The organism is Actinosynnema sp. ALI-1.44 (genome assembly GCF_001984155.1).
Taxonomy (GTDB): Bacteria; Actinomycetota; Actinomycetes; order Mycobacteriales; family Pseudonocardiaceae; genus Kibdelosporangium.
Genome location: NZ_MTQO01000054.1, coordinates 1188738 through 1212563, shown reverse-complemented (window position 1 = coordinate 1212563; position 23826 = coordinate 1188738). Strand labels below are relative to the sequence as shown.

Annotated in this window: 19 protein-coding genes; 7 read left to right on the top strand and 12 right to left on the bottom strand. The window is 68.4% G+C overall.

Annotation, left to right across the window (positions count from 1 at the left end; all coding sequences use genetic code 11):
• Positions 1-5 precede the first annotated feature (5 nt).
• The 3 genes from ALI144C_RS52380 to ALI144C_RS52375 form a co-directional block, all read right to left on the bottom strand.
• Positions 6-2219 carry an NACHT domain-containing protein gene (locus ALI144C_RS52380; protein ID WP_143231440.1) on the bottom strand — a complete coding sequence of 738 codons (2214 nt, stop codon included), beginning with the start codon at positions 2217-2219 and terminating at the stop codon, positions 6-8.
• Between the two features lie 122 nt (positions 2220-2341).
• Positions 2342-2473 (bottom strand): hypothetical protein, encoded by a 132-nt coding sequence (locus tag ALI144C_RS58600; RefSeq protein WP_269086750.1) that lies wholly within the window; start codon positions 2471-2473, stop codon positions 2342-2344.
• A gap of 63 nt (positions 2474-2536) precedes the next feature.
• Positions 2537-3865, bottom strand: a complete 1329-nt coding sequence (locus ALI144C_RS52375) for a tyrosine-type recombinase/integrase (RefSeq protein ID WP_168211562.1) — start codon at positions 3863-3865, stop codon at positions 2537-2539.
• A gap of 723 nt (positions 3866-4588) precedes the next feature.
• Here ALI144C_RS52375 and ALI144C_RS56200 point away from each other — a divergent pair.
• Complete coding sequence (locus tag ALI144C_RS56200) at positions 4589-4747, top strand: hypothetical protein (RefSeq protein WP_168211561.1); 159 nt, start codon at positions 4589-4591, stop codon at positions 4745-4747.
• A gap of 313 nt (positions 4748-5060) precedes the next feature.
• Here the strand turns inward: ALI144C_RS56200 and ALI144C_RS58260 are convergent, their stop codons facing one another.
• Positions 5061-5666 (bottom strand): tyrosine-type recombinase/integrase, encoded by a 606-nt coding sequence (locus ALI144C_RS58260; RefSeq protein ID WP_237774724.1) that lies wholly within the window; start codon positions 5664-5666, stop codon positions 5061-5063.
• 1336 nt (positions 5667-7002) lie between these two features.
• Here ALI144C_RS58260 and ALI144C_RS52365 point away from each other — a divergent pair.
• Positions 7003-7374, top strand: a complete 372-nt coding sequence (locus tag ALI144C_RS52365) for a hypothetical protein (protein ID WP_076994700.1) — start codon at positions 7003-7005, stop codon at positions 7372-7374.
• Between the two features lie 758 nt (positions 7375-8132).
• On the opposite strand, the gene ALI144C_RS52355 is transcribed toward ALI144C_RS52365, so the two are convergent.
• A complete protein-coding gene (locus tag ALI144C_RS52355) occupies positions 8133-9029 on the bottom strand; it encodes a MarR family transcriptional regulator (RefSeq protein WP_076994699.1) in 897 nt (298 codons plus the stop codon).
• A 713-nt stretch (positions 9030-9742) separates the two neighbouring features.
• On the opposite strand from ALI144C_RS52355, the gene ALI144C_RS58255 reads away from it, so the two are divergent.
• The 3 genes from ALI144C_RS58255 to ALI144C_RS52340 all read left to right on the top strand — a co-directional run bounded on the left by ALI144C_RS58255 (position 9743) and on the right by ALI144C_RS52340 (position 12096).
• Complete coding sequence (locus ALI144C_RS58255; RefSeq protein ID WP_237774723.1) at positions 9743-10234, top strand: hypothetical protein; 492 nt, start codon at positions 9743-9745, stop codon at positions 10232-10234.
• A gap of 459 nt (positions 10235-10693) precedes the next feature.
• The gene (locus ALI144C_RS52345; RefSeq protein WP_076994698.1) at positions 10694-11596 is read left to right on the top strand and encodes a hypothetical protein; all 903 of its coding nucleotides are present in this window, start codon (positions 10694-10696) and stop codon (positions 11594-11596) included.
• 59 nt (positions 11597-11655) lie between these two features.
• Complete coding sequence (locus ALI144C_RS52340) at positions 11656-12096, top strand: hypothetical protein (RefSeq protein WP_076994697.1); 441 nt, start codon at positions 11656-11658, stop codon at positions 12094-12096.
• Here the strand turns inward: ALI144C_RS52340 and ALI144C_RS52335 are convergent.
• Positions 12062-13042 (bottom strand): C40 family peptidase, encoded by a 981-nt coding sequence (locus ALI144C_RS52335; protein ID WP_076994696.1) that lies wholly within the window; start codon positions 13040-13042, stop codon positions 12062-12064. The genes ALI144C_RS52340 and ALI144C_RS52335 overlap by 35 nt on opposite strands.
• A 7-nt stretch (positions 13043-13049) precedes the next feature.
• On the bottom strand, positions 13050-14117 hold the full coding sequence (locus tag ALI144C_RS52330) for a replication-relaxation family protein (RefSeq protein WP_076994695.1): 1068 nt from the start codon (positions 14115-14117) through the stop codon (positions 13050-13052).
• Between the two features lie 127 nt (positions 14118-14244).
• Between ALI144C_RS52330 and ALI144C_RS52325 the strand changes: the two genes are divergently transcribed.
• Both ALI144C_RS52325 and ALI144C_RS55115 read left to right on the top strand, forming a co-directional pair.
• Positions 14245-14457, top strand: a complete 213-nt coding sequence (locus ALI144C_RS52325; RefSeq protein WP_076994694.1) for a hypothetical protein — start codon at positions 14245-14247, stop codon at positions 14455-14457.
• A 76-nt stretch (positions 14458-14533) separates the two neighbouring features.
• Entirely contained in the window at positions 14534-15115 is a 582-nt protein-coding gene (locus tag ALI144C_RS55115; protein ID WP_143231438.1) for a hypothetical protein, read from the top strand.
• A 118-nt stretch (positions 15116-15233) separates the two neighbouring features.
• Here the strand turns inward: ALI144C_RS55115 and ALI144C_RS52320 are convergent, their stop codons facing one another.
• Genes ALI144C_RS52320 through ALI144C_RS52300 form a run of 5 tightly spaced genes read right to left on the bottom strand, consistent with a single transcriptional unit; the run spans position 15234 to position 23804 of the window.
• On the bottom strand, positions 15234-17885 hold the full coding sequence (locus ALI144C_RS52320) for a helicase HerA domain-containing protein (RefSeq protein ID WP_076994693.1): 2652 nt from the start codon (positions 17883-17885) through the stop codon (positions 15234-15236).
• A 56-nt stretch (positions 17886-17941) separates the two neighbouring features.
• Positions 17942-19894 (bottom strand): VirB4 family type IV secretion system protein, encoded by a 1953-nt coding sequence (locus ALI144C_RS52315; protein WP_076994933.1) that lies wholly within the window; start codon positions 19892-19894, stop codon positions 17942-17944.
• Entirely contained in the window at positions 19894-21165 is a 1272-nt protein-coding gene (locus ALI144C_RS52310) for a PrgI family protein (protein WP_076994692.1), read from the bottom strand. Before ALI144C_RS52310 ends, ALI144C_RS52315 begins: the two co-directional genes overlap by 1 nt.
• Entirely contained in the window at positions 21162-23435 is a 2274-nt protein-coding gene (locus tag ALI144C_RS56195) for a hypothetical protein (protein WP_168211560.1), read from the bottom strand. Before ALI144C_RS56195 ends, ALI144C_RS52310 begins: the two co-directional genes overlap by 4 nt.
• Before the next feature lie 3 nt (positions 23436-23438).
• Positions 23439-23804 carry a pilin gene (locus ALI144C_RS52300; RefSeq protein WP_076994691.1) on the bottom strand — a complete coding sequence of 122 codons (366 nt, stop codon included), beginning with the start codon at positions 23802-23804 and terminating at the stop codon, positions 23439-23441.
• Positions 23805-23826 lie beyond the last annotated feature (22 nt).

The following is a 23826-nucleotide window of genomic DNA, read 5'->3' as shown; positions in this document are numbered from 1 at the left end:
GCAGTTCACCGAACCAGTGAGCTGCCCCCATCTGCGAGCAGGCGGTCCTGCAGTCTGCTGTGGCGGAACTGGTAGACGCCGCCGAACTGTCGCAGCACGCCGCGGCGATGCGCGTCATCCATGAACGCCATCAGACGCAGCGGAGCGCGGCCGGACAGTGCCAGGACTACCCGCGCCACCGTGAAGCGCCACCAGGAGGAGGCCGAGAGGAACAGCAGCGCGGTCGCCGAGAACCCGATCTGGAATCCCCACACTACCCCGCTCGCCCACCCGTTCTGCGGCGCGAACGCCAGGCCGATGAGGATCCACAGCACCAGGCCCAGCGCGACGGCGAGGGCGATGGTCGAGCCGCGGTCGACGCTGAGGACCGTGTGCGGGTCCCGCGACGTCGCCGGGTCCTCCGGCACCCCGAGCCCGAAGATGAGGCTGAAGACGATGCCTGCCACGAACCCGTGCAGTAGCCCGGCCGTGAGCGCGGACGCGAGGCCGAGCCACAGCGTGCCGACGTTCGCCCCGACGAGCCCGTACACGACGGCGGCGACGACTCCGTCCATGAGACCGATCCGCACGCCGTAGGTCGCGGTGCTCTCCAAGGCCATCAGCGGCCCCGCGACGAGTGCGAGCGCTACACCGTAAGAGACCCCGTAGTCCTTAATGAACAGGTACAGCAGGGCACCCAGCATCCCGTGCAGCAGGCCGGTCCAGATGCCGTACCAGAGCCAGCGGAGGAACTTCTTCGAGGCGTCTCGGCCCTGGTCCGAGGTGCGGATGGCGATGCGCGCCGGTGGCCGTGTGTACTTGCTCGACCCCAGCAGGACGGCCACGACACCGACCTCGAGTGCGATCAGCAGTCCGTCCCCGATGCCGGTGGTCGAGCGGTACACGAAGGCGTGCAGCGCAAGGATCATGGCCAGGTAGAGGAGCACGGCGGAGATGCCCATGGCGTACCGGAGGCCGGGAACGGTTCGTGCTAGCTGCCACCAGGCGAGGTCGCGGGTGCCGAGCCGGTCGAGCTGCACGGCAAACGAGTGCAGCCAGCGGTGGGCGGCGTCCGCCCGCCACCTCGTGCCGGTGTAGACCGTGGGGAGGTAGCGGTCGAGCAGGCGGCCCTCCACCTGTTCGCGTGTGGGCTCCGCCAGCAGTTCCGCCGGGCCCTTGTCGGAGTCGCTGTAGCCGACGCGTGCCAGCCACGTCATCAGCGGCGTGCTCAGGGCCTGTGGAACCGGGCCGTCCGGGTCTTCCGCCATCGCATCGAACACCGGGTGCCACGCCTCGGTCCGGTGCGGTGGTGTGGTGACCCGGAGGTACTCCTGGATCTCCGCCACAGTCAGTGGGCACAGTTCCACCACCGCTGCTCGGGAGAGGACGTCACCGGACCTGACCGCGGTCTCGTACTCGTCGCCGCGGCAGCTCACCACGACCCCGGTCAGCCGGGACAGGGTGGCGTTGATGCCGCGCAGGGCGTCTTTCCGCAGGCCGTCAGGGAGTTCGTCGAGGCCGTCGAGGACCGGCAGCACCAGGTCGGCGTCGACAAGCTCGCGTGCCGGCGTGGTGCCCTGCGGCGTCGGGGCGGCGAGGCCGGGGTACTCCTCCTCCAGTTTGCTTACCAGCCACGTCTCCAGCGGCACGGACGGATCCCAGGATGACACGGGGAAGATGACCGGCACCGGGTCGCAGGGGGCGCGGCGGTCGAGCAGACCCAGGACCAGCCACATGAGCAGCACCGTCTTGCCCGCGCCGCTCTCGCCGAGTAGCACCAGCCGTTTCGACGGCACCCGTGCATAGACCTCGGTGATCTCCTCCAGGGTGCCGGCGAGATCCAGGGCTTCCGTCCGGCCGGGCTTCCCGCGTACGGCGTCCCAGTGGTCGGCCACCGGGCGCCGGGTGTTCACCCAGCGCACCGGCAGCGGCCACGGGTCGCTGACCCTGCGCAGGTCGCTCTCGGCCCGCCACTGCCGTTGGATGGCCAACGCCAGGCCGTGCAGCGCGGCGGCGTGCGGACCGGCTCCGACTGGTGGCGGGTCGGGCACCTGGGATGTTCGACTCAGCCCGCCGCGCAGTGAGACGCCGAGCGCCGCCAGGCCGGCGAGCGCGCCGATCACGCTGGCGAGCTTGTCCGCCTTCTCCAGCCCGACGGAGGCGAGGTACCCCGCCACCCCGACGAGTACCGCCACGCCCAGCACGCCGCTGGCCGTCACCCACCGTCGCCGCTTTGTCACCTGTCAGATGATGCCATCGGGGTCTGGTGCGCGTGGGCGGTCTGGCAAGGAGTGCCTGAACGCCAGACTCGCGAGTTGGGCGAGGGAGGTCAGGGCGGCGGTGTGACGCAGAATGCGGACGCCTACCAGGAGAGTGCGTTCGCCAGGTTGAAGGTGGGTTGGTGCAGTTCGAGCTGCTTCTCCACGTCGTCCCGGACACCCAGGTCGGCGAAAGGAGCGCGACGCGCTCGCGACAACATCTCCGCCGCTGGCACGGTAATCGACCATGAGAGCGAGTCCATAGCTGTCCTTGTCGATCGCAATCTTGGTTCGCGACATCAGGTCTGTGTCCTCGCGGTGGTGATCGATCGGCCAGCAAGGTCGGCGAACTGCGGCATGCCGAGTTCGACCGCCTCGGCTTGGTGTGCGAGCGTCTGGTCGATTTGGGTGATCTTGTCCTTGGCTCCGGCCAGGCTGACTCGCAGTCCTTCGACTTCGCCCAGCCATCCTTCACGTTTGGCCTCGATAATTCTGGCCTCGAGGTTATCGCGGATCTCGATCAGGCGGTGGCGTTGAGCTGGGTCAGGCCGAAGAAGGCTGCACCTGACGCACGCGTGTTCGTGAATACAGGGAGTGTTAAAGGCGCGGGCGCAAGTTCCGACGGAGACTTTACGCTTTTCGAACTGCGCCAAGAACGCATCCCATTCTTCGTCGGTGGGTGTGCGGTATTCTTCGCTTGGCCGTGCTGCTCGCCGTCGGGCAATGAAGGCGCGGTGCGCCTCGATCGCCTCGGTGGGGTAGGTCGCTTTGTATCCCATTGTGGTGTCGATCTTCTTATGGCCGCAGATTACTTGCGCGATATGTGGCGGCAGGCCGTTGATGATCGCGTCGGTCACGAAGATTCTCCGGAAGTCATGTGGCGTGAAGTGAAGAGGGTCGCCTGTGGCATCGGTAAGCCCGGTCGCTTCGAGTGTTTGCTTGATGACCTCGCGGATGCCGGCGGCGGTGAACGCTCGGTTCTGGCCGGCAACGGTTCGCTGGAACAGCAGCCCCATCGGCGGCGTCCAGGTCAGCTCGTAGGAATCGTAGGCGGGCACGAGGGGAACAGTGCCGTCGGGCATACGGATACGGCAGATGATCGTGCTGAGCACATCGGCCAACTCGGGGTCAACGAGAAGGAGACGTTCGGAGTCGGTCTTGGACGGCACGATCTGCAGCAGGGGAACAAGTTCTCCGGTAGAGGGAAGCCGATAGGACGTGATGGCCTGATGGGTGAGCTCCAGGAGCTCCTCGACCCGAATCCCAGTCCGAGATAGCACCTCAATCGCGGCCCACGCCCAGAAGGAATCCCGCTCTTCTCGCGTGAGGTTCCGGCGGAGGCCGGTGGCGGCGTGTTCGGCCCACACCATGGCGTGCTGCTTGTCCGTGCCCGGTGCGGGCCTGCGGAAAACGTCGTCGCCGCACTCGAACGCTTGACCGGGCGGCGCGTTCCGGGCCCCCTCCAGCAGGGCGGCCATCGATTTCCGCCGTTCGGCCGCGATGCGCTGCAGGACGGGCAGAACGGGTAGCCGCTCACGGGTGCGCTGATCCATGCGGGCTTTGGTGGCCTGCTGCTCCTTCTTGGCACACGGGCCTCGACCGCCTTGATCGGGCACGGCGCGGCCCATGGCCCCCAGCGTACGGGCTCTTCCAGCGCCCATTGCGCGATGTCGAGATAGAACGCGCGCACGGCGAGCAATACACGCCCAACCTTATGTCGCCCAATGCTCTTCGACGTGTCGGCAGCCGAGCCGCCAGCCTCCCGCGTGCCGGTCCGCAGACGAGTCTTCCAGGCTGCGGCGACCTCGGGCGGCAGGTGGAGAGACGCGATGCCGGGGTGGTGGCGTTCCAGGTCGCCCCAGAACAGCCCGGCCAGCATGTGCGCGTGGTTGGTCAACGTGGCGTAGTCGATCGCGGGTCGGCGCTCGGTCAGATAATCCACGATGAGGTCCCGAATGGGAGTGCATTGCAGGTTGTGCCGGTCGACCAGTTCGCGGACGGAGAGCTGACCTCGCCGTCGGCCGCAGAACAGTTCATCCAGTGTGGACGGTGCGTGTGCGCTGAACACGCCCATCCGGTGCAGCAGGGTGTAGTACAAGGTCCGGCCGTAGCGCTTCACGCGTTGCGTGCCGGGGCTGGTGTCGACGTCGTAGAGCTCCACGCAGTCGCCGACGGTGATGTCGGCGATCCGGCCTCCTTTGGTGGCCAGGATGAACGAGACCCTGGATTTCGCGAGGTTGGCGTTGTCCCTGCTGATTGCCGGGTCGGTGGCGATGACTTGGTCTAACGCGGCGAATCCTGCGGGGTCGCGGTACTGGGCCATGCCTGCGGTCAGATGAGAGGAGCGTCGCGTGATCACCCATGCCGCGGTCGGGCGGATCGCCTCGGCGCACACCAGCATCCTCATCCCGGACGCCAGCACGCCGAGGTTGGCCGCGCCGTCGTCGCCTTGGGCGGCGAGCCAGTCAGCGGGCAGCCGTGCCCAGTCACTCCCGGACAGGTCGTCCTGACCGCTGGCCAGCCAGCGCTGCTGCCACGTGTCGCCGGGGTGGGTGGCCAGCCAGTCCAGCAGCCGCCGCGCTCCGAGCAACCGGGCGCGCTGCGTGATCCGGTTGGGCGTGCGAAACGCCGGCGACGCCAGAAGGTTCAGGATTTCCTCCCGCGACCAGGTGGTCCGTACCCAGGTCGTCGCGGCTGGCCGGGGCGGGAACCTCCGGCGCAGCATCTGCACGTACGCTGCGCCCTCGCCGACGACGTTTTCGTCGAAGGTGCCGTCGGTCTGCGTCTCAAGCGGCAGCCGGTCGTCGTCAGCCGCGATGCTTGTCATACGCTACCTGGCCTTCCCCACAGGGTCTCCAGAGATCGCGGGTCGTAAGTTGGGCCGGGCGGTGGTGCAGGCGTCGGCCGGGTGCGCCGGGCTGCTTGCCGCGCGTAGTGGGCAAGCACTTGCTCCACTACCGCGTCCCTTCCGGGGATCAGGTACCGCTCGGTCGTGGTCAGCGAGGCGTGGCCCAACACGGCTTGGACGTGGGTCAACGGCAGTTCAGGATCGGCGGCCATCCGTTGGGCTGCGGTGTGCCGAAGGGCGTGCAGTGTCCAGTTCACGCCCAGCGATGCGTTAACCCGCTCGAACATGCGATGCGCCGCGTGGTAGGTCAACGGCCGGTACGGTCGCCGCAGTGTCCACCACAACGGCTGCGTCCGCCCCGGCGGCACCAGGCCACGCATCTGTTCTTGATAGATCCGCAAGTAGACGAACGCGTCCGGTGAGGCCGGAACCTCTTGGACGGACCGATTTCCTTTGCGCACCACCGTGATCACTTGCCGACCAGGGTCGGCGTCTCTGACCCGGACGCCGAGCAACTCCGACGCGCGGACCCCGCTGGAGATCCAGAACGCCACCAACGCCCGATCCCGATCCGAGGGCAACCTTGCGAAGATCTCGTCGAATCGATCATCAGGGATCCCTCGCGGCGTCCGCTGTGGAACCCGTGGCCGGTACCGGCCCACTTGATTTCGACGGAACTGGTCCATGGGGTTGTGGTGGGCATTGGCTCGCTCGGTTCGTCGCGACCGATCCAACGGAAACGGGTTGATGACCGGTCCGTAGCCGGTCTCGAGATGGAAATCGTAGAAACTGCGAAGGACCGTCTCGCTGTGAACGATCGTCGACCGTGCATACCCCACGCCAGGGGCGGGCTTGCCTGTCACCGGATTCACGGATCCCGCGGAGGCGGTCGAACCGCGGCGTGGCTTGGCCGTGATTTGGATCCAGCAACTGAAATCCCGTGCCTCGATCCGGCTCGCGCGATCCCACGGTACGTCGACCGCCGCCAGGAATCTCCACCACCGCAGCAAATCCATCCCATACGACCGAAGCGTCGTCATCGGACGGCCCGACGCCGTCAACTCGCGGAAGAACGCACTCACGGGCGCCACCACCGCGCCCGTCGCATCCACCAGTTCATACGGCTCCGACCCGCCGTCCAACGGACCGACCAGCTTGCCCACCGCCGGCACCACCAGACGTGCGACATCCCGTTCCAAGATCACGTGGGCAAGCTAGCAACGCCCGTCTGAACAGGCCCGATGACCTGCCCGAACAGGCGAGTTAGTTCAGTCAACATGTCGACTGCGAGCAACTCGGCTGGATGCTCGGCCCTGTGCTTCCCGACCTCAACCGCCTCTACACCGAGGCGACGTGGGATCCAGCACGGTGCGCCTGGGTGAAGCCCGGCTGACCTCGGCCCGCGCTGCCCGCCCGGAGGTAACCAACACATGACCTGTGATCACGCCGACTTCTACGTCGGCACCGGACCGAACGCTCGCTGCTGGGCTCGCTGGCCGACATCGGCGGCCCGGCCGAACTGGCCCGGCTCGGCGCGGCGGGCGACGCCGACACGACCGAGGTACTCTCCGCTGCCGCGCTGGGCACCTACGAGGCGGCCGTCGCCGCGCTGCTGACTCGCCAGCGAGCCGTCGAGGTCGGTTTCGTCGCTGCACCCGGCCCAGTTGGGGAGGCGGGCTGGCCCTGGCTGGCCACCACCAGCGGCGGCTGGTACGCCTACGCCTTCGCCGACGGGCAGGTGCGGGTGTCAGCACGCGGCGGTCCGTGGTTCCGCCCTGACCTCAACCGCCCCGACGGCGGTGCCGGGCTCGCATCCGGTCCGGACGCCGTGCTGCCCCCTTCGGTGACACCACGCCGAAGACCGCGACGTTCACATGGACCGTTTTCCGGCGCCTGCCGATCCCGATCAGAGCCACCTTGCCGCCGGTTCCACCGGCCTACCTCGCGTACCGCGGCGAGATCGGCCTTGCCGTGGCCGGCGCCGCGGAGTACGTGCTTTGGGCCGGCGGTGGCCTCTGGCCGACCTCGCCGCACCAGCGATCCGCGAGATCCTGCACAGCTTGCTACGGCCCGGCCCAGCTCGTGGCCTACACGTGCTGCCTGCCGACGCGGCCGTTCGCCCACGAGCGCGTGGTGACCGCGCTGCGGTTCGTACTCGACGCCGACCGCTACGCCGAGGGCAACAACCCTGACCACGCCCGCGAGCTGCTGGAGTCCGCTGCCGACGTCGCCGCGCAGGCCGTCACCGCCCACCGCACCCACCAACCGCACCCGTGGCCACCGCGCTGACCACCCGAACGACAGGGGTCCGATCATGGGTTTCACTGGCTTGCTCATCCTCGCCCGCACCCCGAACTCGCTGCTCGACATGGATCTGCTGGCCCCGCACGAGGCGGAGCTCGTCGGCCGCCATGACGACGACTGGCAGCTCGTCGCCGTGCATGGAGACTTCCCGGACATACCCGGCTTGGCCGCCGCACTGGTCGACGCCGCCGCCGCGCCCGTGCTGATCGCGGTGGTCGACGACAGCGACACCGCGCTGCTGTTGGCCGACAGCCCCGGCAGGCACCGGTGGATCACGGTGCTCAACGCCCCGCCCGACAGCGCGGGCCGGGCGGCGGTGGCCGATACCAGGGCGATGACCGCGATCGCCGAGGCCGCTGCCGCCTGGGCCGCTGACGCCGGACACACCGTCGCGACCGATGCCGTCCTAACGGCGTTGTGCGAGGCCGACCGCGACAACCGCGCCGCCGACCAAGCATTCAGCGACGCGCTGGACGCAGGCGACTTCGCGGCAACACACGAGGTTGTGCGCAACCAGATCTCGTTCATCGAGGTGTACGTACTGCGGGTGCTGGCCGTACTTGGGGGTGGCCGTGTCGGTCCAGGACACCAGTTCCTGGTGGGCGCATCTGGCCAATCAGGCACACGCGCCGTCCCCGCATCCCGGAAATCTGCCGACCGGATAGCGGACGGACGCGAATGTGGTTGTGTCTCAACGGGGATTCCGTTGGGACACAACTACATCCGCCATATCGTCGGGGGTGCTACTTCGTCGGCGCGGGGGCAGCCTCCTGCTCGGACAGGGCAAGCGCGAAACGCCTCGGCTTGTCCTGCGTCTTCGCCGCCACGCCGACCTCGACCAGCTTGTCCAGCGCGTTGCTCACCGCGCCCGACGACTTCCCGCCCAACGCGTTCGCGATCGCGGTGGGACCGAACTCCTGGCCGGGGTGGTCGCGTAGGTAGTCCTCCACCATCCCGCGCAATCCACCGGGTGCCAACCGTGCTTTCCTCTCGCTCGTCACGTCCGCACCATCCTCCGTCGCCTTGTCGACGTCGGTCGCCGCGCCGTCGATGGCGGGCTCGCTCACCTCTGCAACGACAGGATCCGCCGTCACGAGGCCGGTCGTTTCGGACTCGACCGGGTCCTGCGCGTCCTCGGCTGCGGTGTCGGTCGGTGTGGTGTCTGTCGGCTCGACGGGGTCACCCGCGCCGTCCGTGACGTCGTCGGTGGCAGGCGCGTCCGTGACGACCGGAACGACGGCGGGAACCTCCGGTTCAGCGTCCGTCGTGTCGGCGTCCTCTGCCGCCGCAGCGGTGTCCACCGGAGCCGGGTCGGTCTGGGCAGTGTCGACTTCGGTGATCGCCCACAGGTCGGCGGCGCGCCGACCACCCTGGGCGATTCCGGCGGTGCGCGTGACGCTGCCGTCGTTCGCCCACTTGACGAGGATCTTCTGTGCGGTCGACTTCCCTATCTTCGCCGCCACGGATAGGTCAGCGGCGGTGCTGTTCGGGTTGGCGTACAACGCCTCCCACAGCTTGTCTTCGGTATCCGTGCGGACCTTCGCGGCGACGGTCTGCTCGGGAACCGGCCGCAACGTCGGGGCAGTTGCGGTCGCGCTGGCGGTGGTGCGGGTTTTACGGGTGCGGGTCTTGCTGGACATGACATCCCTCGATTCACGTTCGTGATCAGTGATGGGTGGTCATGCCCCGGCCGGAGCGGGTGTGGCCCCCGGTGCGCTGCCGGTGTGTTCGGGCTACACGACTATGGACGCTTCCTTCGGCACATGAAGTCAAGCGGGTTCGACAAACTAGACATCTGTCTCGTGTGGATAGTAGTGCGGACAGGGTAATCGTTGCGCCACACGGGTCCACTTCGCGCCCACGGCACACATGCCCGTTGACAACCACGGGATCACGAAGCGTCCATATACGTCGGCCACCCGGCCAACCACACCCGGAAACCGAAGGGACGCATAGACAATGACGACCGACCGCGACATTCACGAACCGCCCGAACTGGCCCCCAACGCGGCCGTGGACGCGCCGCGACCGGTACCCCCGCCCGATGACACCACCGCGACCGCCTGGGCGTCACAGCCACACGACGAGGCCGCAATGCGTTCGTGGGAAGGATTGCCGCCGGACACGATGATCCTCGCCCCGGCGTTCAACCCGCCGCCGATGCGATGCGCTGACGATGTGTGGGCGATGCTCGTGACGGCGGTCGACATCATTAGCGACGCCGACCCCGACCGCGTGGGCGAGGTGGCGTTGTTCGCGGGCAACTGGGTAGCCAGACAGCCCCCGGCCGGCAGCCTGTACGACGGCGATCTCGTGGTGCGCCTGACCCACCCGGCCGATCCCAACGTACCCGTTGCCCCGCGACCATGCCACCGATGTCGAGATGCTGTTGGCGCACCGGGGACGTTGGCAACTGGTTGGCCAGTGGCGCGGGGTCGACAACGGCTGGCCGAGTCTTGTCGCGCCGACGGCAGCCGCCGTGATGGGCCTGCACTGCGAAACCACCGAGGCCGCCATCTGGTCGGAGACCCCGCCGCCGTCGACGTCACCGCCGCTGATCAAGTGGGCGCGCGGAGGCATCGCCGAGCTACTGGACGCCGGACTGGTCACGGCGGGCGAGGAGCTGGTCTGGAACCGCCGCAACCTCGGTGTCCGGCACACCGCCCGCATCAGGGTCGACGGCACCCTCATCCTCGCCGACGGGCGGGTGTACGCCAACCCATGCGGTGCCACCACCGCGCTGGGTGGCAACCACCAGAACGGCTGGAACGCGTTTCGGCGGGCCTCCGACGGACGCACATTGGGCGACCTGCGAACGGAGATCCGCGCTCGCCAAGGGAAGTAGTCCCACCACTTCCGTGCCTGACGCATGGGGTTCCACAAGCCGGGTCCGTTGTAGCGGGTAACTACTGCCGCGCAACGGATCCGGCTAGGCGGAAACCGTTAGGACGCGGCCTCTCCGACCTCTCGCAAATCCTCGACTCGTCGGCGCTGAGAAGGAACAAGAAGCCCGCGGAACAAACCTTTGGAACTTTGACGGTGGTTCCAGCGCCCGATCAAGGAAGGTTTCATGATCGCCGCGACAGCGCGAGACGTACCCGAGATCCGCGCACGCATGACCAATTGGGCACGTGATCCCGGAACCGACGGAGCGAGCAATTGGTTCGCTTCTTCCTGGGACCGAGTCCTGACGGTGCCACCGAATCACGGGTGTTCGACCGTGCCGACGACGTGGGAGCCACCATCGCCGGGACGCTGGCGGTCCAGCTTCCGGCGGCGGAGTTGTTCTACGTCTCCGCCGACATTGACCGACCTCGCCCGACACGCCGCCGACACGCTGACCGACTACCGGCTGCACCCCGAGGACCTGCCCGCGCAAATCGGGATCATGGTCTACGAGCACCCACCCGTGGAAGGAACGGCCGCCGCACGCCACAACGCGGTCTCGGTCGTCTCGTGGGGACCGGGGCGGGGCGGCCTGTGGGTGCACACCTGGGCGACCACTTCTCCCTCGCAGCAAGGCATCATCCGCATTGGACGCACACTCGCGCAGGCACCTCGTGACGAAGTGCTGAAGCGAGCGAGAATGGCCGCGACACGCGACTTGCCCGAACCGACGCCAGAGAACAAACCCTCGGACAGCGAGGAGACCGCCAACCAGGTCGCCGACCATGTTCTCGCCACGTTCCTGTCGAACCTCGAACGCGCCCCGGTGCCGCCGTCGTTCGTCCCGCCACACGGGTACGAGTGGTGCGCGCTCACACCGATGGAGTTCACCGAGATGGAGGGTTGGCCGGACGGCGTCTCCGAAGCCGAGTCCTCCGCCGACACCGACGCCAGGATCGCCTTGCAGCGCACCATCCTCGCCACTTGGCTGCTGATGGGGCAGACCTTGGTGCGTTCGGAACCGATGACCGCGCCGCGCGCCGCCCGACGTCGGATCGAACGCCTCGACCCGGCTCTCGATCCCACCGTGTGCTACATCGACCTGCGACGTGCCCGCACCGAGCCCTCCGACCGCCCCGACGACGACTTCGGCAAGGGCACACGCGAGTACCGGCACCGGTGGATCGTGCGCGGACACTGGCGCAACCAGTACTACCCCAGCCGAAACGACCACCGCCCGATCCGGATCGACCCGCACCTCGCCGGTCCCGAAGACAAGCCGCTGCTCGGCGGCGAGCGCGTCAACGTCCTTCGACGATGAAACCCAAATCGCAGGAAATCACCTTCCGATCATGCCCATGCGACTGAAGGAATCTCCCCATGGTGCCAATTGAGTCCACCGTGAATTGTCTTGTGTTGTGGGGCGCACGTGCCGGAGTCGGCCTTGGCTACACCCTGGAGGCTGCGGCCGTCAGGCTGGCCGAAGACATCGCAGAGTTGCGCGACGACGGAGGTGTTCCGGCGCACGTGCGCACCGTGATTACGGTGCTGCCGCAGCAACGCGTGCTGGAGATCCGGGTCGAGGGCCTGTCGGTCGAGTCCGACCCGGATCGCACCACCATCCGCGAGGTGACCCACGCGCTCTTCGAACTGGCCAGCTACCACAACATTGTTGCACTCGACGCCACCACGCCCCCGTTGTTCACCCAGCGCATCCTGCTCATCGGCAGCGACGGCCGACCGTTCTCCGCTATGATCGGTTCTGGTGTTGGCGACGTGGACTCCGTTACGCCGCCGCAAAAGAACCGGCGGGACGTGTAGCGCCCGCATAGTCATCTCCCTTGTACCGGTATGGCTCGATTTTCACTACCTGACCTCGGTCCGGTGCGTCGATCATCAGCCCGCCTCCGATGTAGAGCCCCACATGGCGGATCTTGGTAGTGGGGTTGCCGTAGAAGACAAGGTCGCCGGGCAGCAATGGTTGTCCGGTGGGTACGCGTGGTCCGGCGTGGAATTGGGTGTGGGCGGTGCGGGGCAGGGTGATTCCGGCTGCATTGTAGGCGGCATTGGTGAGGCCGGAGCAGTCGAAGCCGCCTTCCTGGGGTCCGTCTCCGCCCCACACGTAGGGCAATCCTCGTTGCCCACAGGCATAGTTGATCGCGGTGAACGCCGCGCGGTTCGGGGCTTGGATCGCATTGCAGTCGCCGGTACCCACGACTGTGGTCTCGCTGGGGGTGCAGTGCGCGCCGTGGACCGCGGCGAGGATGGCGCGTGCTGCGTTCTCGTGTTTGGCGTAGGCGTTGGGGGTTCCGGAGCGCTGGACCGCTTGTGCGGCGTCGTTGACGGTCATGCTCTGCCAGCCTGGTACGGCGAGCAGGTGTTGGTAGAACTTGGTGGCGGCGTAGGTGGGGTTCATGATCTGCGCGGGAGTGCCCCAACCTTGACTAGGGCGTTGCTGGAAAAGCCCGAGACTGTCCCGGTCTCCGTGATCGAGGTTGTTCAGTGTGGACTCTTGCATCGCGGCGGCGAGAGCCACTACCAACCCGTGCTCGGGCACGTTCATGTGCCTGCCGACAGCGACGATCGTGGTGGCATTGGCGAGTTGTTCTTTCCTATAGCCGGCGATGGACGTGTCGGTGGTGAGGGCGCAGTCCAGGTTGCTGCTGCTTCCGAATATGGCTGAGATCGCGCCGGATACTCCGCCGCCGATCAACGTCGGGATGAGCAGGATGGCGGCAAGCACGATGGCACCGACTTTCAGAATCATTGAAGGTTCACCGCCTGCCAGTGCTCGGCCCGCGTGAGATCGGCCTCGGCGGCATGGGCGGGGGCGCGGGAGCCGTCAGCGGCAGCGCCGGGTCTGCCCCGACCGCCGATTCGCTGCCCGCGTCGGTGCTGGGCGGCGAGACGTGCGGCCAGGCGTCGAGCAACCGGTGCAGCTCCCGCCGTGCGCTCACGCCGCCTCCAGCGGTGTCCAGGGCCAGCCAGACCTCGTCGGCGGGACTCGGGTGCGCGGTCTCGGGATCGAGCAGCTCGGCCGCGGCGGTGGCGACCGGAACCGAGCGCGGGTTGTCGAGCTCGCGCCAGGCCCGGTGCAGCAGCCGGCGGGCGATGGCCTCGCGCCGCGAGGTTGGCAGCCACACGAGTAGCGGAGTCGTGATCCCGGTGGCCTCGGCGAGTGCGGCGTAGCCGGCCAGTTTCCCGGCGAGCTTGGCCAGGACCTCGGTGCCGAAGTCGTATTCGAGGAAGAACTCGATCTCCCCGCCGCTGGTGGTCCAGCGGCCGTAGGCGTCGGGTTTGATCAGGTCACCGAAGTGGCGAGCGCAGCGGGCTTCCGACCACCACGCGGTCAACGCTGACTGTTCGTCTGTGTCGGTGTGGCGGGCGTGGTCGATTAGGGCGGTGAACCATTCGTTCACGCCGACGGTGTGCGCGAGCCGTAACGAGTGGGCGATGCCGAAGGCGCGGTCGTGTCGGTAACCGAGGTCTTTGACGTCCAGGCCGTCCTCGGCAGCCAGCACCGCGGCCCCGGCGGGCGCGAGGACGTAGTGCATCGGCGCGGTGCCGGAGGTGATGAACGGCTGGAACCGGTCGACCACGCCCCACTGGAACAGCTCCCGCAGTCGCATCCGGCCCGACCGGAAGGAGGGGAATGCGAGTGCGGTGATCTGGTTGGCGGTGAGGACGCGGTGTTCGTGCAGCATCCGGATGAGCCACCGGTCGCGTGGGGTCAATCGGCCCGCCAGTACCGCCTGGTGGTCGGCGTTGTTCGCTGCGCGCGGGGTCGGGCGGGTTGCCTTGTGCCCGCGCAGGGTGCGTTGCTTCGTCGGATTGGTGATCATGCGGGAGCCTCCGGAATTGTAAATAGGCGTAATTGCATTGGATGCAGCATTCGGCAGATCGCTGTGACTGCCATCTTTGCTGGTCAAGCGGACAGGGCGAGTTGTCGCTAAGTTGGGTGAATCCACTGTGGACCTGGTCGTTGTCGTCGGGCACATCGCCCGCAACACCGCGATGATCGAGGCCGTCGGCGAGTTGCCGCCGATCGTGATCGCCGACCTGTTCGGCATCCACCCCGGAACAGCTCACGCTTGGGCCAAGTTCGCCCAAGCCAGCTGGACTGACTACCTCGCTGCCGACCTGACCGCCGCCACCCGAACCAACCGACCGCCAGATAGATAATCTTGGAAACACCGAAATAGTGCACACTCGAATTGGTTGGAGGGAGAGGACGTGTCGGGCCCGTATCCTTGCTGTCATGTCAACACTTCCCGAGATGGGCACTAAAGGGCACGAGGGCCCTCTGGCCGAGTTCTCAGCACTCCGCGACGAGATTCAAGAACGAGTCAAATCGCAACAACACATGCTCTCACTCCAACTGACCCTTGCCGCTGCCGTATTCGGGTTCGCCATCTCGCGGGCTGGCATGACGGCTCTTTTGCTCATAGTTCCGTTCAGTTCATACCTACTGTGCGGGCGTCTCGTAGCTCATCATTTCGGCACCTTGCGGGTGGCAAAGTACATCAAGGAAGATCTGAGTGGTCGAGTGCCGGGAGGACTGCGGTGGGAGCACTGGTTGGGCGAGCGACAAAGACGGCGTCCGCACTTTCTGGGATCGACATTACCGTTGCTCCTGACCTTTGTCGGTGCGAGTGTGCTGGCGCTCGCCTGGACGACTGGGTATGTATTTGCTCAGGATGGCGTGGCAGGCTTTCCTCGCGTCGGTCTTGCGGTTCTGTGGATCTTGGGACTCGTTGCCGCTGGACTGTCCACCATGCTCGTGTTGCAGATGTCCGGTCGGTTGCCGGTGCGCAGTTGGAACCAAACTGGACTGTCCTGAGCTGACTCCATCGCCGTCCTCGTCTTCGCCTCAGGAATACCGCAGACTTGACATACCTACACTTCGCCAGTGCTTGCGGAAGGGGTTCTTGTCCGTTCCGCGGTGCGGCCGTGGCGGTTCAGGGGTGCTGGCGGCGGGGGTCTGCGCTCCGTGCCCGGACGCCGGGCGTGCCTCGGTGGTCGCCGTTGGCCGGGTGTGGCTGCGCCGACGCCGAGGCGGAGGGGTGCTGCGGAGGCCGGGTCGGGGCCTGCGGACCGGACGCGAGACCGCCGCTGCCGGGAGCGCGGTGACGCAAGGCACGTCGGGCAATGCCGCGGATTTCCCGTGCGCGGCCGGGGATCGCGCGTGGGAGGGGGCGGGTGAGCATGGTGAACGGCTGCGCCTCTTCGCCGTTCAGCACCAGCCGGACAGCAGCGTGGTACACACCGAGGTGGGCCAGGTCGTGATCGGAGAGCCGGGGCGCGGTGTGGCGGGATAGCTCGCGCGAGTCCTCCGGGCTTGCGTTGAAGAAGATCTTGCTGCGGGCGTTGGTGGACATGCCTTCCCGCAACTCTCGGGGAAGCTGCCCGAGGTGCTGATGTGCCAGGGTCATCGCGACCCGGAAGCCCCGCGCCTCGGCCAGCATGTCCTCGATCGGGTACGGCAGATTGAGGAAATTGTGACACTCGTCGATCACCATCGAGGCGTCCCGGCGTTGGCGTTGCGGTGTGCGGGCGCGGGCGGTGGTGGCCTGCCAGGTCCGTGCGACCACCAGCGACCCGACCAGCCGGGTGGTTTCCTCGCCGAGCGAGCCTTTGGGGATGCGCACCAGGCAGATCCCGCCGTCAAGCACCTCCGCCATGTCCACGGTGGAATGGCCGCCCGCGATGGCGTCGCGCACGAAGGGCCGCAGCAGGAAGGCCCGCAGCTTGTTCATCAGCGGGCTGATCACCTGGCTGCGGGATGAGTCGGTGAGTTCCTCGTACCAGGTCCAGAACCCGCGCAGCACTGGGTCGGTGACCCCGGCCGTGACCCGTGAGCGAAAGGCGGGATCGGCCAGCAGCTTGGGCAGGTCTGCGAGGGTGGCGACGCCTTCCTGGGTGCGCAGGGTCAGGCAGGCGGCGCGCATCACGTCGTCGGTGCGCGGACCCCAGAACGCGGAGTACACCCGCCGGAATACCGAGACGAGGTTGTCCACAGTCAGGTCGGTTTCCCCGCCATCCAACGGGTTCAGGCACGGCGGCCGGGCTTTCGAGTCGGCGTCGAAGATCACCACGCGGTCGCCGGCTGATTTCGGCAGTCGCGAGAGCACGTCGGTGACGAGGTCGCCCTTGGGGTCGATCAGCACGATGCCGCGCCCGGCCTCCGCATCAGCCAGGATCATGTTGCCCAGCAACGTCGACTTGCCGGAGCCGGTCGCGCCGATGACGTGCAAATGGTGGCGCGCGTCCGGGACGCGCAACGCCACAGGGCGTTCGTGTCCGGTGTCGGTGACCCCGATCGGTTTGGCCTGCGGTCCCGGGGTGGCGATGCCCGGTGGCGGCGCGATGGCACGGGCTCCGGCGCGCTGTACGCCAGGGATCGCCTCGTCCGTCGGCAAGTGCGCGAGAGCGGCCAGTTCGCCCACCGACAGCAGATCGCCTTTCCCAAGGCGACGGTCGGCCAGCACCGGGCCTGGGTGGCGGACGCGGTGGCGGGTGTAGTGGTTGTGCTCGGTGTAGGAGGCGAAGCTCGCCGCGAGTGCGTGTGCCCGGCCGCGGGCGACGTCCCGCGCTTGGCGGACCTCGATCTCGACCGCGTCGGTGGGCAGGAGGGTGGCGACGGCGTAGCGGATGACCGTCTCGTACTGCGAGCCGCGTTGCTTGGCGACGATGGCGCGGTTCTGCGCCGCGTACTCCAGCGAGGTCTGCGGATCGGTGTGCAGGGCGCCGGCCTTCGTGGTGCGTCGGGCGGAGCTGCTCTTCACGCCGGGCGTGACCATGTCGAGCAGGCGCCCGACAACGCGGGTGGAGCCGCCCGTGTGCACTCTCCGCGCCGAGCGGCGCGCCTTCGCGATGCGACGGCCGGTGACCGGTCGGGCCAGGATCTGCACGCAGGCGTACTCGTCGCGGCCGAGCCCGACCGGGGCGCCGATCAGGGCACGGATCGGGTCGGCGTCGAAGTCGGTGCGGATCGGCAGCGCCTCGGACCGGGCGAGGCGCAGCTCGCCACCGACGACCAGCCGCCGCTGCGCCTCACCTGGAGGTGGCAGGGGCGGGTCGGCGGTGCCGACGCGGGTGTGTGCGCCGGGCCAGGCGGCCTCGATGGCGCGTTCGACCAGTCCGGGTGGGATCACACCGGGTACCCACAGCCGGATCGCGACTCCGGCCTCGGAGAACACGTACTCGCACGCCACATGGGGCTGGCCGGTGAACCACCGGCGCCAGGCCGGGCGCAGCAATCCGACGAGGTTGGACCACAAGGCCGCGCCGCCCGCGGGATCCACGGTGGGCGGGGCGAGCACGGTGACCTGGCGGGCGTTGGCGAGAAGCCTCGCGTGGCAGCGCCGTGCCCACCAGCGCCGGCCGATCACGAAGCCCGTGATGCCGACCGCGAGCACCGGGCCGACAAACGGCCCCCAGGTGATCGCCCAGTTCCGCAGGTGATCCAGCAGCCTGAGCAGCGCGCCGCCGGGGTCGCGCAGGTAGTCCCCGAGCCACCCATTCGTCAGGCCCGTCCGCACGATTCCGTGAGCAACCAGCACATCGGGTAGCTCGGGGTGTTTGAGGGCAGCCGGTATCCAGGAAAGCATGACGGGTCCTTCCAAGAAGGTAAGAAATGCTCAATCAAGAAAAGGGTCGGCCAGCGTCAGGCAGCGTCGAGTTCGATGTCGTCGTCAGCATCGAACGAACCGAACTCATCGCCCTCAGCCGCATATGCCTGCTCGCTGGCGAAGCCCAGGTCCACGAAGGACTGCTCCTCGGTGTCGGCGTCGCCGGGGTCGACGTCCGCGGCGTATCCGGCGAGTTCGGCCGGATTGCTCGTGACGAGGTAGTGCTCTGTGGGTGAGGCGATACTGTGGAACGCGACGCGCTGGGTGCCCGCGGACAGCAATCCCTGGCCTCGGTCGGCCGACAGCAGGAATTGCCGTTCTCCGGCCGACAGGTCGAAGGTCTGGGTGATTTCGTCGATGGCCTGCGAGGCTTGCCGCAGCAGCACTTGGGTCGCTGCGTTGGCCACCACGGCTTTGCCGAGATCGTTGCCGAGAACGTCGGCGGTGTCTTGGGTCGCGACGGTCAAGCCTGCCCAATGTTTGCGGGAGGCTTTGGCCATGCGGAACAGGAATTCCGCGCCCGACTTCTCTTTCATCAGCAGCCACGCCTCGTCGACGACCACCAGGCGCGGGCGGCGAATCGCGGGGTTGGAGACCCGCCGCCAGACCGTGTCCAGGGTGAGTAGCGTGCCGATGGCTTTCAGTTCGTCGGGCAGGTCGCGCAGGCTGAACACCACCAGGTGGCCTTCGGGGTTGGTGGTGGTCGGGCCGTTGAACAGTTGCTTGAATGCGCCCTCGACGAACGGGTGCAGCCTCGCGGCGAGCTCGGCGGCGGCCTGGTCGCCGGCCTGGCCCGCGGTGGCCAGCTGGTCGCGCAAGGTCCGCAAGGTCGGTGAGGGCCGGGTCCACGTGCGCGCGTCAGCGGTGATCCCCACCGACTGGTACGTCGCGGCGATGCCCCGGTCCAGCGCGGCCCGCTCGGCGGCTTCCAACTCGCTGCCGACGAGCACCGCGATGACGGTGTGCAGGAACAACGACCGCCGCACCAGGGCGTCTTTCGGTGCCGTTCGGCGGCCGTCGGCGCGGGTGTGGATGGGCAGGTCGAACGGGTTGAGCCGGACGCCCGTGGCACCGAGATGGACGTAGGTGCCGCCCACAGCGGCGGCCAGGCGGGCGTACTCGTCCTCAGGGTCGACGACCGCGATCTCGATTCCCCGGTACAGGCTGCGCAGGAGTTCGAGCTTGACCAGGTAGGACTTGCCCGCGCCGCTACGCCCGAGGATCACGCTGTTGTGGTTGTGCATCCCTTCGCCGAAACGGTCCCAGTGCACCAGCCCCTGTGATCCGACGTTGTAGCCGTAGAGCACGCCCGACGGGGCGGCCACCGAGGTCGGGTCGGCCGCGGGCAGGTCCGGCGAGGTGAACGGGAACGCCGCCGAGAGCGCCGAGGTGTCGAAGGTGCGGCGCATCCCGATCAGATCGAGGCCCATCGGCAGGGTCGACACCCAGCCCTGCAGTGACCGGTAGGTGGTGTGCTTGGCGTCCAGCAGCAGGCTCGCCGCCAGCGAGCGCAACGCCGCCACCTCGTCGGCCAGCGCCCGCTCGGACGGGGCGTGGATGGTGAGGTACAGCCCGACGCGGAACAGCTTCCCTTCGCCGCGCGCCACGCGGGAGGACAGGTCATAGGCGTCTTCGGTGGCGGCTTCGACCTGCGGGTCATACAGGCGGCCGTGCTCGGCGGTGTGCCGCCGGCCTGACTCGAGTTTGGCGAGCTGCTTCTTCAACCTGGCGGCGGCGGTGGCCGGGTCGATCGGCTCGACGTGCAGCGCGACGTCGAGGCGGCCGGGGTAGGTCAACAGAGGGGCGAGCCAGCCGGGGTGCACCTCACGCGGGAACCCCGTCACGGCGAAGCTGGACACCCACTCGTTGCCGACCTCGAGATGCCGTGCGCCGACGGACAGGGCGTCCGGTGTGAACGCGGCTGCCCGGTGGTGCGCGGCGGGCCGAGTGTTGGGACGGCGCTGGCCGCGCCGTGTTCGGGTGGCGATCACAACCGTCCCCTCTCCGGGTAGTCGTCGTCTTCGTCCTCGTAGTCCCCGTCGTCGACCTCGCCGTCGTCCGCGCCGTAGTCGTCCTGGTCGACCGCGGCACGGCCGTCGCCCTGCCAGAACGCGCGGTCCTCGGCGAGGTCGCCGTCGTCCAGGTCGGTGCCGCCGGCGGTGGTGATGACCTCGTCGGCACCGGCCAGGGCCGCCGAGGGCGGCAGCAGGGTGTCGGGGTTGCAGGCCGAGGCGAGCACGGCGGTGGCCTGCCCGGCGTCCAGCGGGGTGACCACGATCCCGGCGGGCGCGAGCAGCTCGATCGCCTCGCTGAGGCGGCGCACCAGCCGTGACTCCGCCGCCCGTCGTGCCCCGGCGCTCGCCTGGGTGGTCTCGGCATTCGCGCGACGCTTGCCGCGGGTCAGCGAGGACAACACCGCCAGCCGGCCGAGACCGCCGAGCCCATCGGCCGGCCCAGCGGCACCCATCGGTTCGCGCAGGATCAACAGCACCTGGCGCCGTAGCAGGTCGGTCTGCTCGCCGAGCTGCACCAGGTAGTCGGCGTGCTCGACGGCGGCTGCTTCCAGCGCCGGGTGTGGCAGGCCGCCCGCGCGTGCCCGTAGCTCGGCGATCTGGCCGGACAGGTCGAGTCGTTCGGTGCGGACCAGCACCTGCACGGGCGCGGTCAGGCTGTTCAGGTAGCGGCCGAACGACGCGACCAGGGACTCCTGCTCGGACGGTGTCCGCAGCGCGAAGTTCACCGTCGAAGCGACCGCGACGACGGCCAGGCCGTCGGTGCCCAGGTCGACCACGCCGGTGTCGGTGACTGCCTCGGCGGGCAGCCGCAACGCCGACGGCGAGATCTGCTCAGCCGCCGCCGCTTTGCTCCTGGCCTTGACCGACTTGCCCTTGCCGGTGCCCGCGGTCCGGCTCGCGCTCGTGGCGGCGGTCTGGCTGGTGAGCCATTCCGGCGCGAGGCGAACGCCTTCGGGGGCGGCCACGCGGTGGCGCGGTCCGATGCGTTGCCGGATCGCGGCGACCAGGAGCCGGTCCATCGAGATCCCGTCGCGCTGGCCGAGCGCGATGACCGCCGCGCTCACCCCGATGGGGATAGCCAGCGCGAGAAACACGGGCAGCGGCAGCACCGCGCGAGTGGTGGTCCACCCGGCGTAGAGCACCAGGCCGGTCACCGCGAGGATCGCGAGTTGGCGGGCAGTCAAGGGGCCGATCACTTTGTCGGCCATGTCGACGTCGGCGGGGATACGAATGGGTGTAGTCACGACTTACCTCCGGGCTTGGGTGGTGGCGGCGAGGGACGCCGTGGTGGTTTCGGCAGGTCCAGCGGGAGCCGGAGCTGCTGCCCGGCGGGCGAGGCCGGTCGTGCGGGTGGCGGGGTCGATGGGCGCGGTGTGCGGCGCACGCCGTCCAGCGGGAGCGGGTACTGCCCGGAGCGGGTTGCCCGGTTGCCCTTGTACGGGTCGAACGGCAGCTCCAGCTGCGTGCCGCGTGCTCGAGCCGGGGGTGCCGCCGGTGGTGGGGTCGACGGCCGCGGTGTGCGGCGCACGCCGTCCAGTGGCAGCGGGTACTGCCCGGAGCGGGTCGGCCGGTTGCCCTTGTACGGGTCGAACGGCAGCTCCAATTGCTGCCCGCCCCGACGCCGACCGCCCGGCTGGTTCGGTGATGCCGGAGGCGGCGCCGACTTGACCCGCTCGGCGTCCATCGGCAACCGGTACTGGCCATCGCGCCCGCGAACCGGCTTGATCTCCGGCCAGTCGTCCCCGAGCGGCAACGCCAACTGGCGGCCCTGCCCGGCCTTCGGTTTCAGCGCGGGAGTGGGCTTGGGCTTGGCAGCCGGACGGCTGCGACGCACACCGACCAGCGGGAGCACGTACTGGCAGTCAGCGGCGGTGCGAGCGTGGGCGTAGGGGTCCGCCGGTCCGCGACCACCGCCGCCACCGTTTCCTCCGCGACCGCGGCCACCACCACCGCCGCCGCCGGACGGGCGTGACTTGCGGCCACCGCCGCCTCGGCCACCGAGCAGACCAAAGGTCTTGTAGGCGATGAAGCCACGCACGATCGAGCCCAGGATCGAGCGACCGCCGGTGCCTTTGACCGAGGACAGCACCCAGAACGGGATCTTGAACAGGATGTACATCAGCGCGAGCGCGACCAGCAGGTTGACCAGCCCACTCACGGTCGGGCCGAACAGGGTGAACCCGCCGGGCGCGAGGAACACCTTCATCGCGGTGATCAACGTCAGGGACTGACCGACCTGGATGGCCAGGCAGCCACCGAACGCTTTCCACCACCAGCGCGCGATGCCCTCGGTGTGCGGGAGCGCATGGAACATCAGCGCGAGCGGTGCCCCGGCGAGCAGGACCACCGTGATCGCGACCCGCACGATGTAGGTGACCAGCAGGACGATCAGCATCCCGGCGAGAAAGATGCCAATGAAGATGATGAAGATGCCGCCGTTGAGCGACCCGAGGATGAGGTTGCGCAGTGTCTCGCCGGCCGAGCTGGCGTCCAGGCCGCCGCCCATCACCGCTTGGGCCAGTCCGTTGGCGATCGCGATGGCTTTGGTCGCCGCCCAGAGCGACAGCGCTCCGGCGAGGAACCCGACCACGATCCGGGGCGCGATCTCCTTGACCGAGTGCCGGGTCTGCAGGGTCTGGTACCCCATCACCAGGATCCCGCCGATGAGGATCAGCAGCCCGTAGCAGACGAGCAGGATCTGCCAGGAGTTGTCCCACAGCTCCCCGATCCTGGGCAGCTTGTCGGGCATCGGGGTGGTCAGCAGGGTCTTGGACAGCAAGTCCAGCAGCGGGTTCAGCGCGGCGGTGACAATCCCTCGGAAGAACGCGTTGATCGCCTCGGTGATGCAGGCACCGATATCGGTGATCCCGCAGTTGTCCTCCTCCTTGCCCGGTGGGCCGGGTTGTCCGTTGCCAGGACCGGTCGGCGGCGCGGAAGTCGATGGCTGGGGGATGCAGCCCTCACCCGTGCACGGGACCGGGGAGCTGCTGGAAGGCGGTTGGCAAGGAGGCTGAAAAGGGCCGGGAATGCAGGGCGACGAGGTGGGCGACCCGGTCGGAATGGGCAGCGGAATGCCCGTGAGCGGCGGTGTTGTAGTCGGGGCGGGCAGGTGACAGACCGGCAACGGCGAACCCGATGGGCACGGGTTGTCCGTCGGGACCGGCGCCAGTGGATTCGAGCTCGGCTCGGGTGGAGTCGGTGCGGGCTGCGCGGCGACCGGACCATGGCCGGGTGTGGCGGCGCTGACCGCGAGAGTGCCGCCCAACAGGACGACCAGGCTCAGCGCCAGCATCACGATCGCCCGGCGTCGCGTCATGCGCAGCCGCCTGACCCAGCGACGGGGCCGGGTGCGCTGGCCACAGGCGCGCCCGGTGGTGCTCGCGGGCGAGGGCGCGAGCAGTTCTCGGTGGGCACCGGTGGCTTCCGGGCGAGCCTGCACGGGCTCGTCCGAGCGCAGGCTGCGGACGATCGGAGCGGCCGGTGTCCGACGACAAGTGGGCCTGGTCGTGGACATGGCTCAGGCCCCCACGATGCCCTTGAGGACAGTGACGACCAGGGGTGCGAGCGCGGCCAGGCCGTAGCCGATCGCGGCGGCTTTGAAGCACTCCTTGGCCTTCTCCTGCTCGCCAGGATCGCCGCCGCCCATCACCCGGCGGACCCCGCCGATGGACAGGAACACCGTCGCCAGACCGGCGAGGATGCCCATCACCCAGTTGCGGATGTTGGTCAGAACCTGATCGACAGACCCGGCCAGGGCGAGCACCACGGTGTCCGCGTGCGCGGCCGAGACCGGCACGAACAGCGCCACCACGACCACGCCGATGACCACCACGAACGTGCGCCGAAGCGCAGTCCGGCGGCCCGCCGACGCAGTGGACGACATCCGAGGTATGACGGTGCTGCCG

Bases quoted from the DNA above. Each gene is read 5' to 3' on its own strand.
- ALI144C_RS52375 (WP_168211562.1), bottom strand. From the start codon at position 3,865: ATGGGCCGCGCCGTGCCCGATCAAGGCGGTCGAGGCCCGTGTGCCAAG.
- ALI144C_RS52300 (WP_076994691.1), bottom strand. From the start codon at position 23,804: ATGTCGTCCACTGCGTCGGCGGGCCGCCGGACTGCGCTTCGGCGCACG.
- ALI144C_RS52320 (WP_076994693.1), bottom strand. From the start codon at position 17,885: ATGCTTTCCTGGATACCGGCTGCCCTCAAACACCCCGAGCTACCCGAT.
- ALI144C_RS55115 (WP_143231438.1), top strand. From the start codon at position 14,534: ATGTCAACACTTCCCGAGATGGGCACTAAAGGGCACGAGGGCCCTCTG.
- ALI144C_RS52330 (WP_076994695.1), bottom strand. From the start codon at position 14,117: ATGATCACCAATCCGACGAAGCAACGCACCCTGCGCGGGCACAAGGCA.
- ALI144C_RS52335 (WP_076994696.1), bottom strand. From the start codon at position 13,042: ATGATTCTGAAAGTCGGTGCCATCGTGCTTGCCGCCATCCTGCTCATC.
- ALI144C_RS56195 (WP_168211560.1), bottom strand. From the start codon at position 23,435: ATGTCCACGACCAGGCCCACTTGTCGTCGGACACCGGCCGCTCCGATC.
- ALI144C_RS52355 (WP_076994699.1), bottom strand. From the start codon at position 9,029: ATGTCCAGCAAGACCCGCACCCGTAAAACCCGCACCACCGCCAGCGCG.
- ALI144C_RS52340 (WP_076994697.1), top strand. From the start codon at position 11,656: ATGGTGCCAATTGAGTCCACCGTGAATTGTCTTGTGTTGTGGGGCGCA.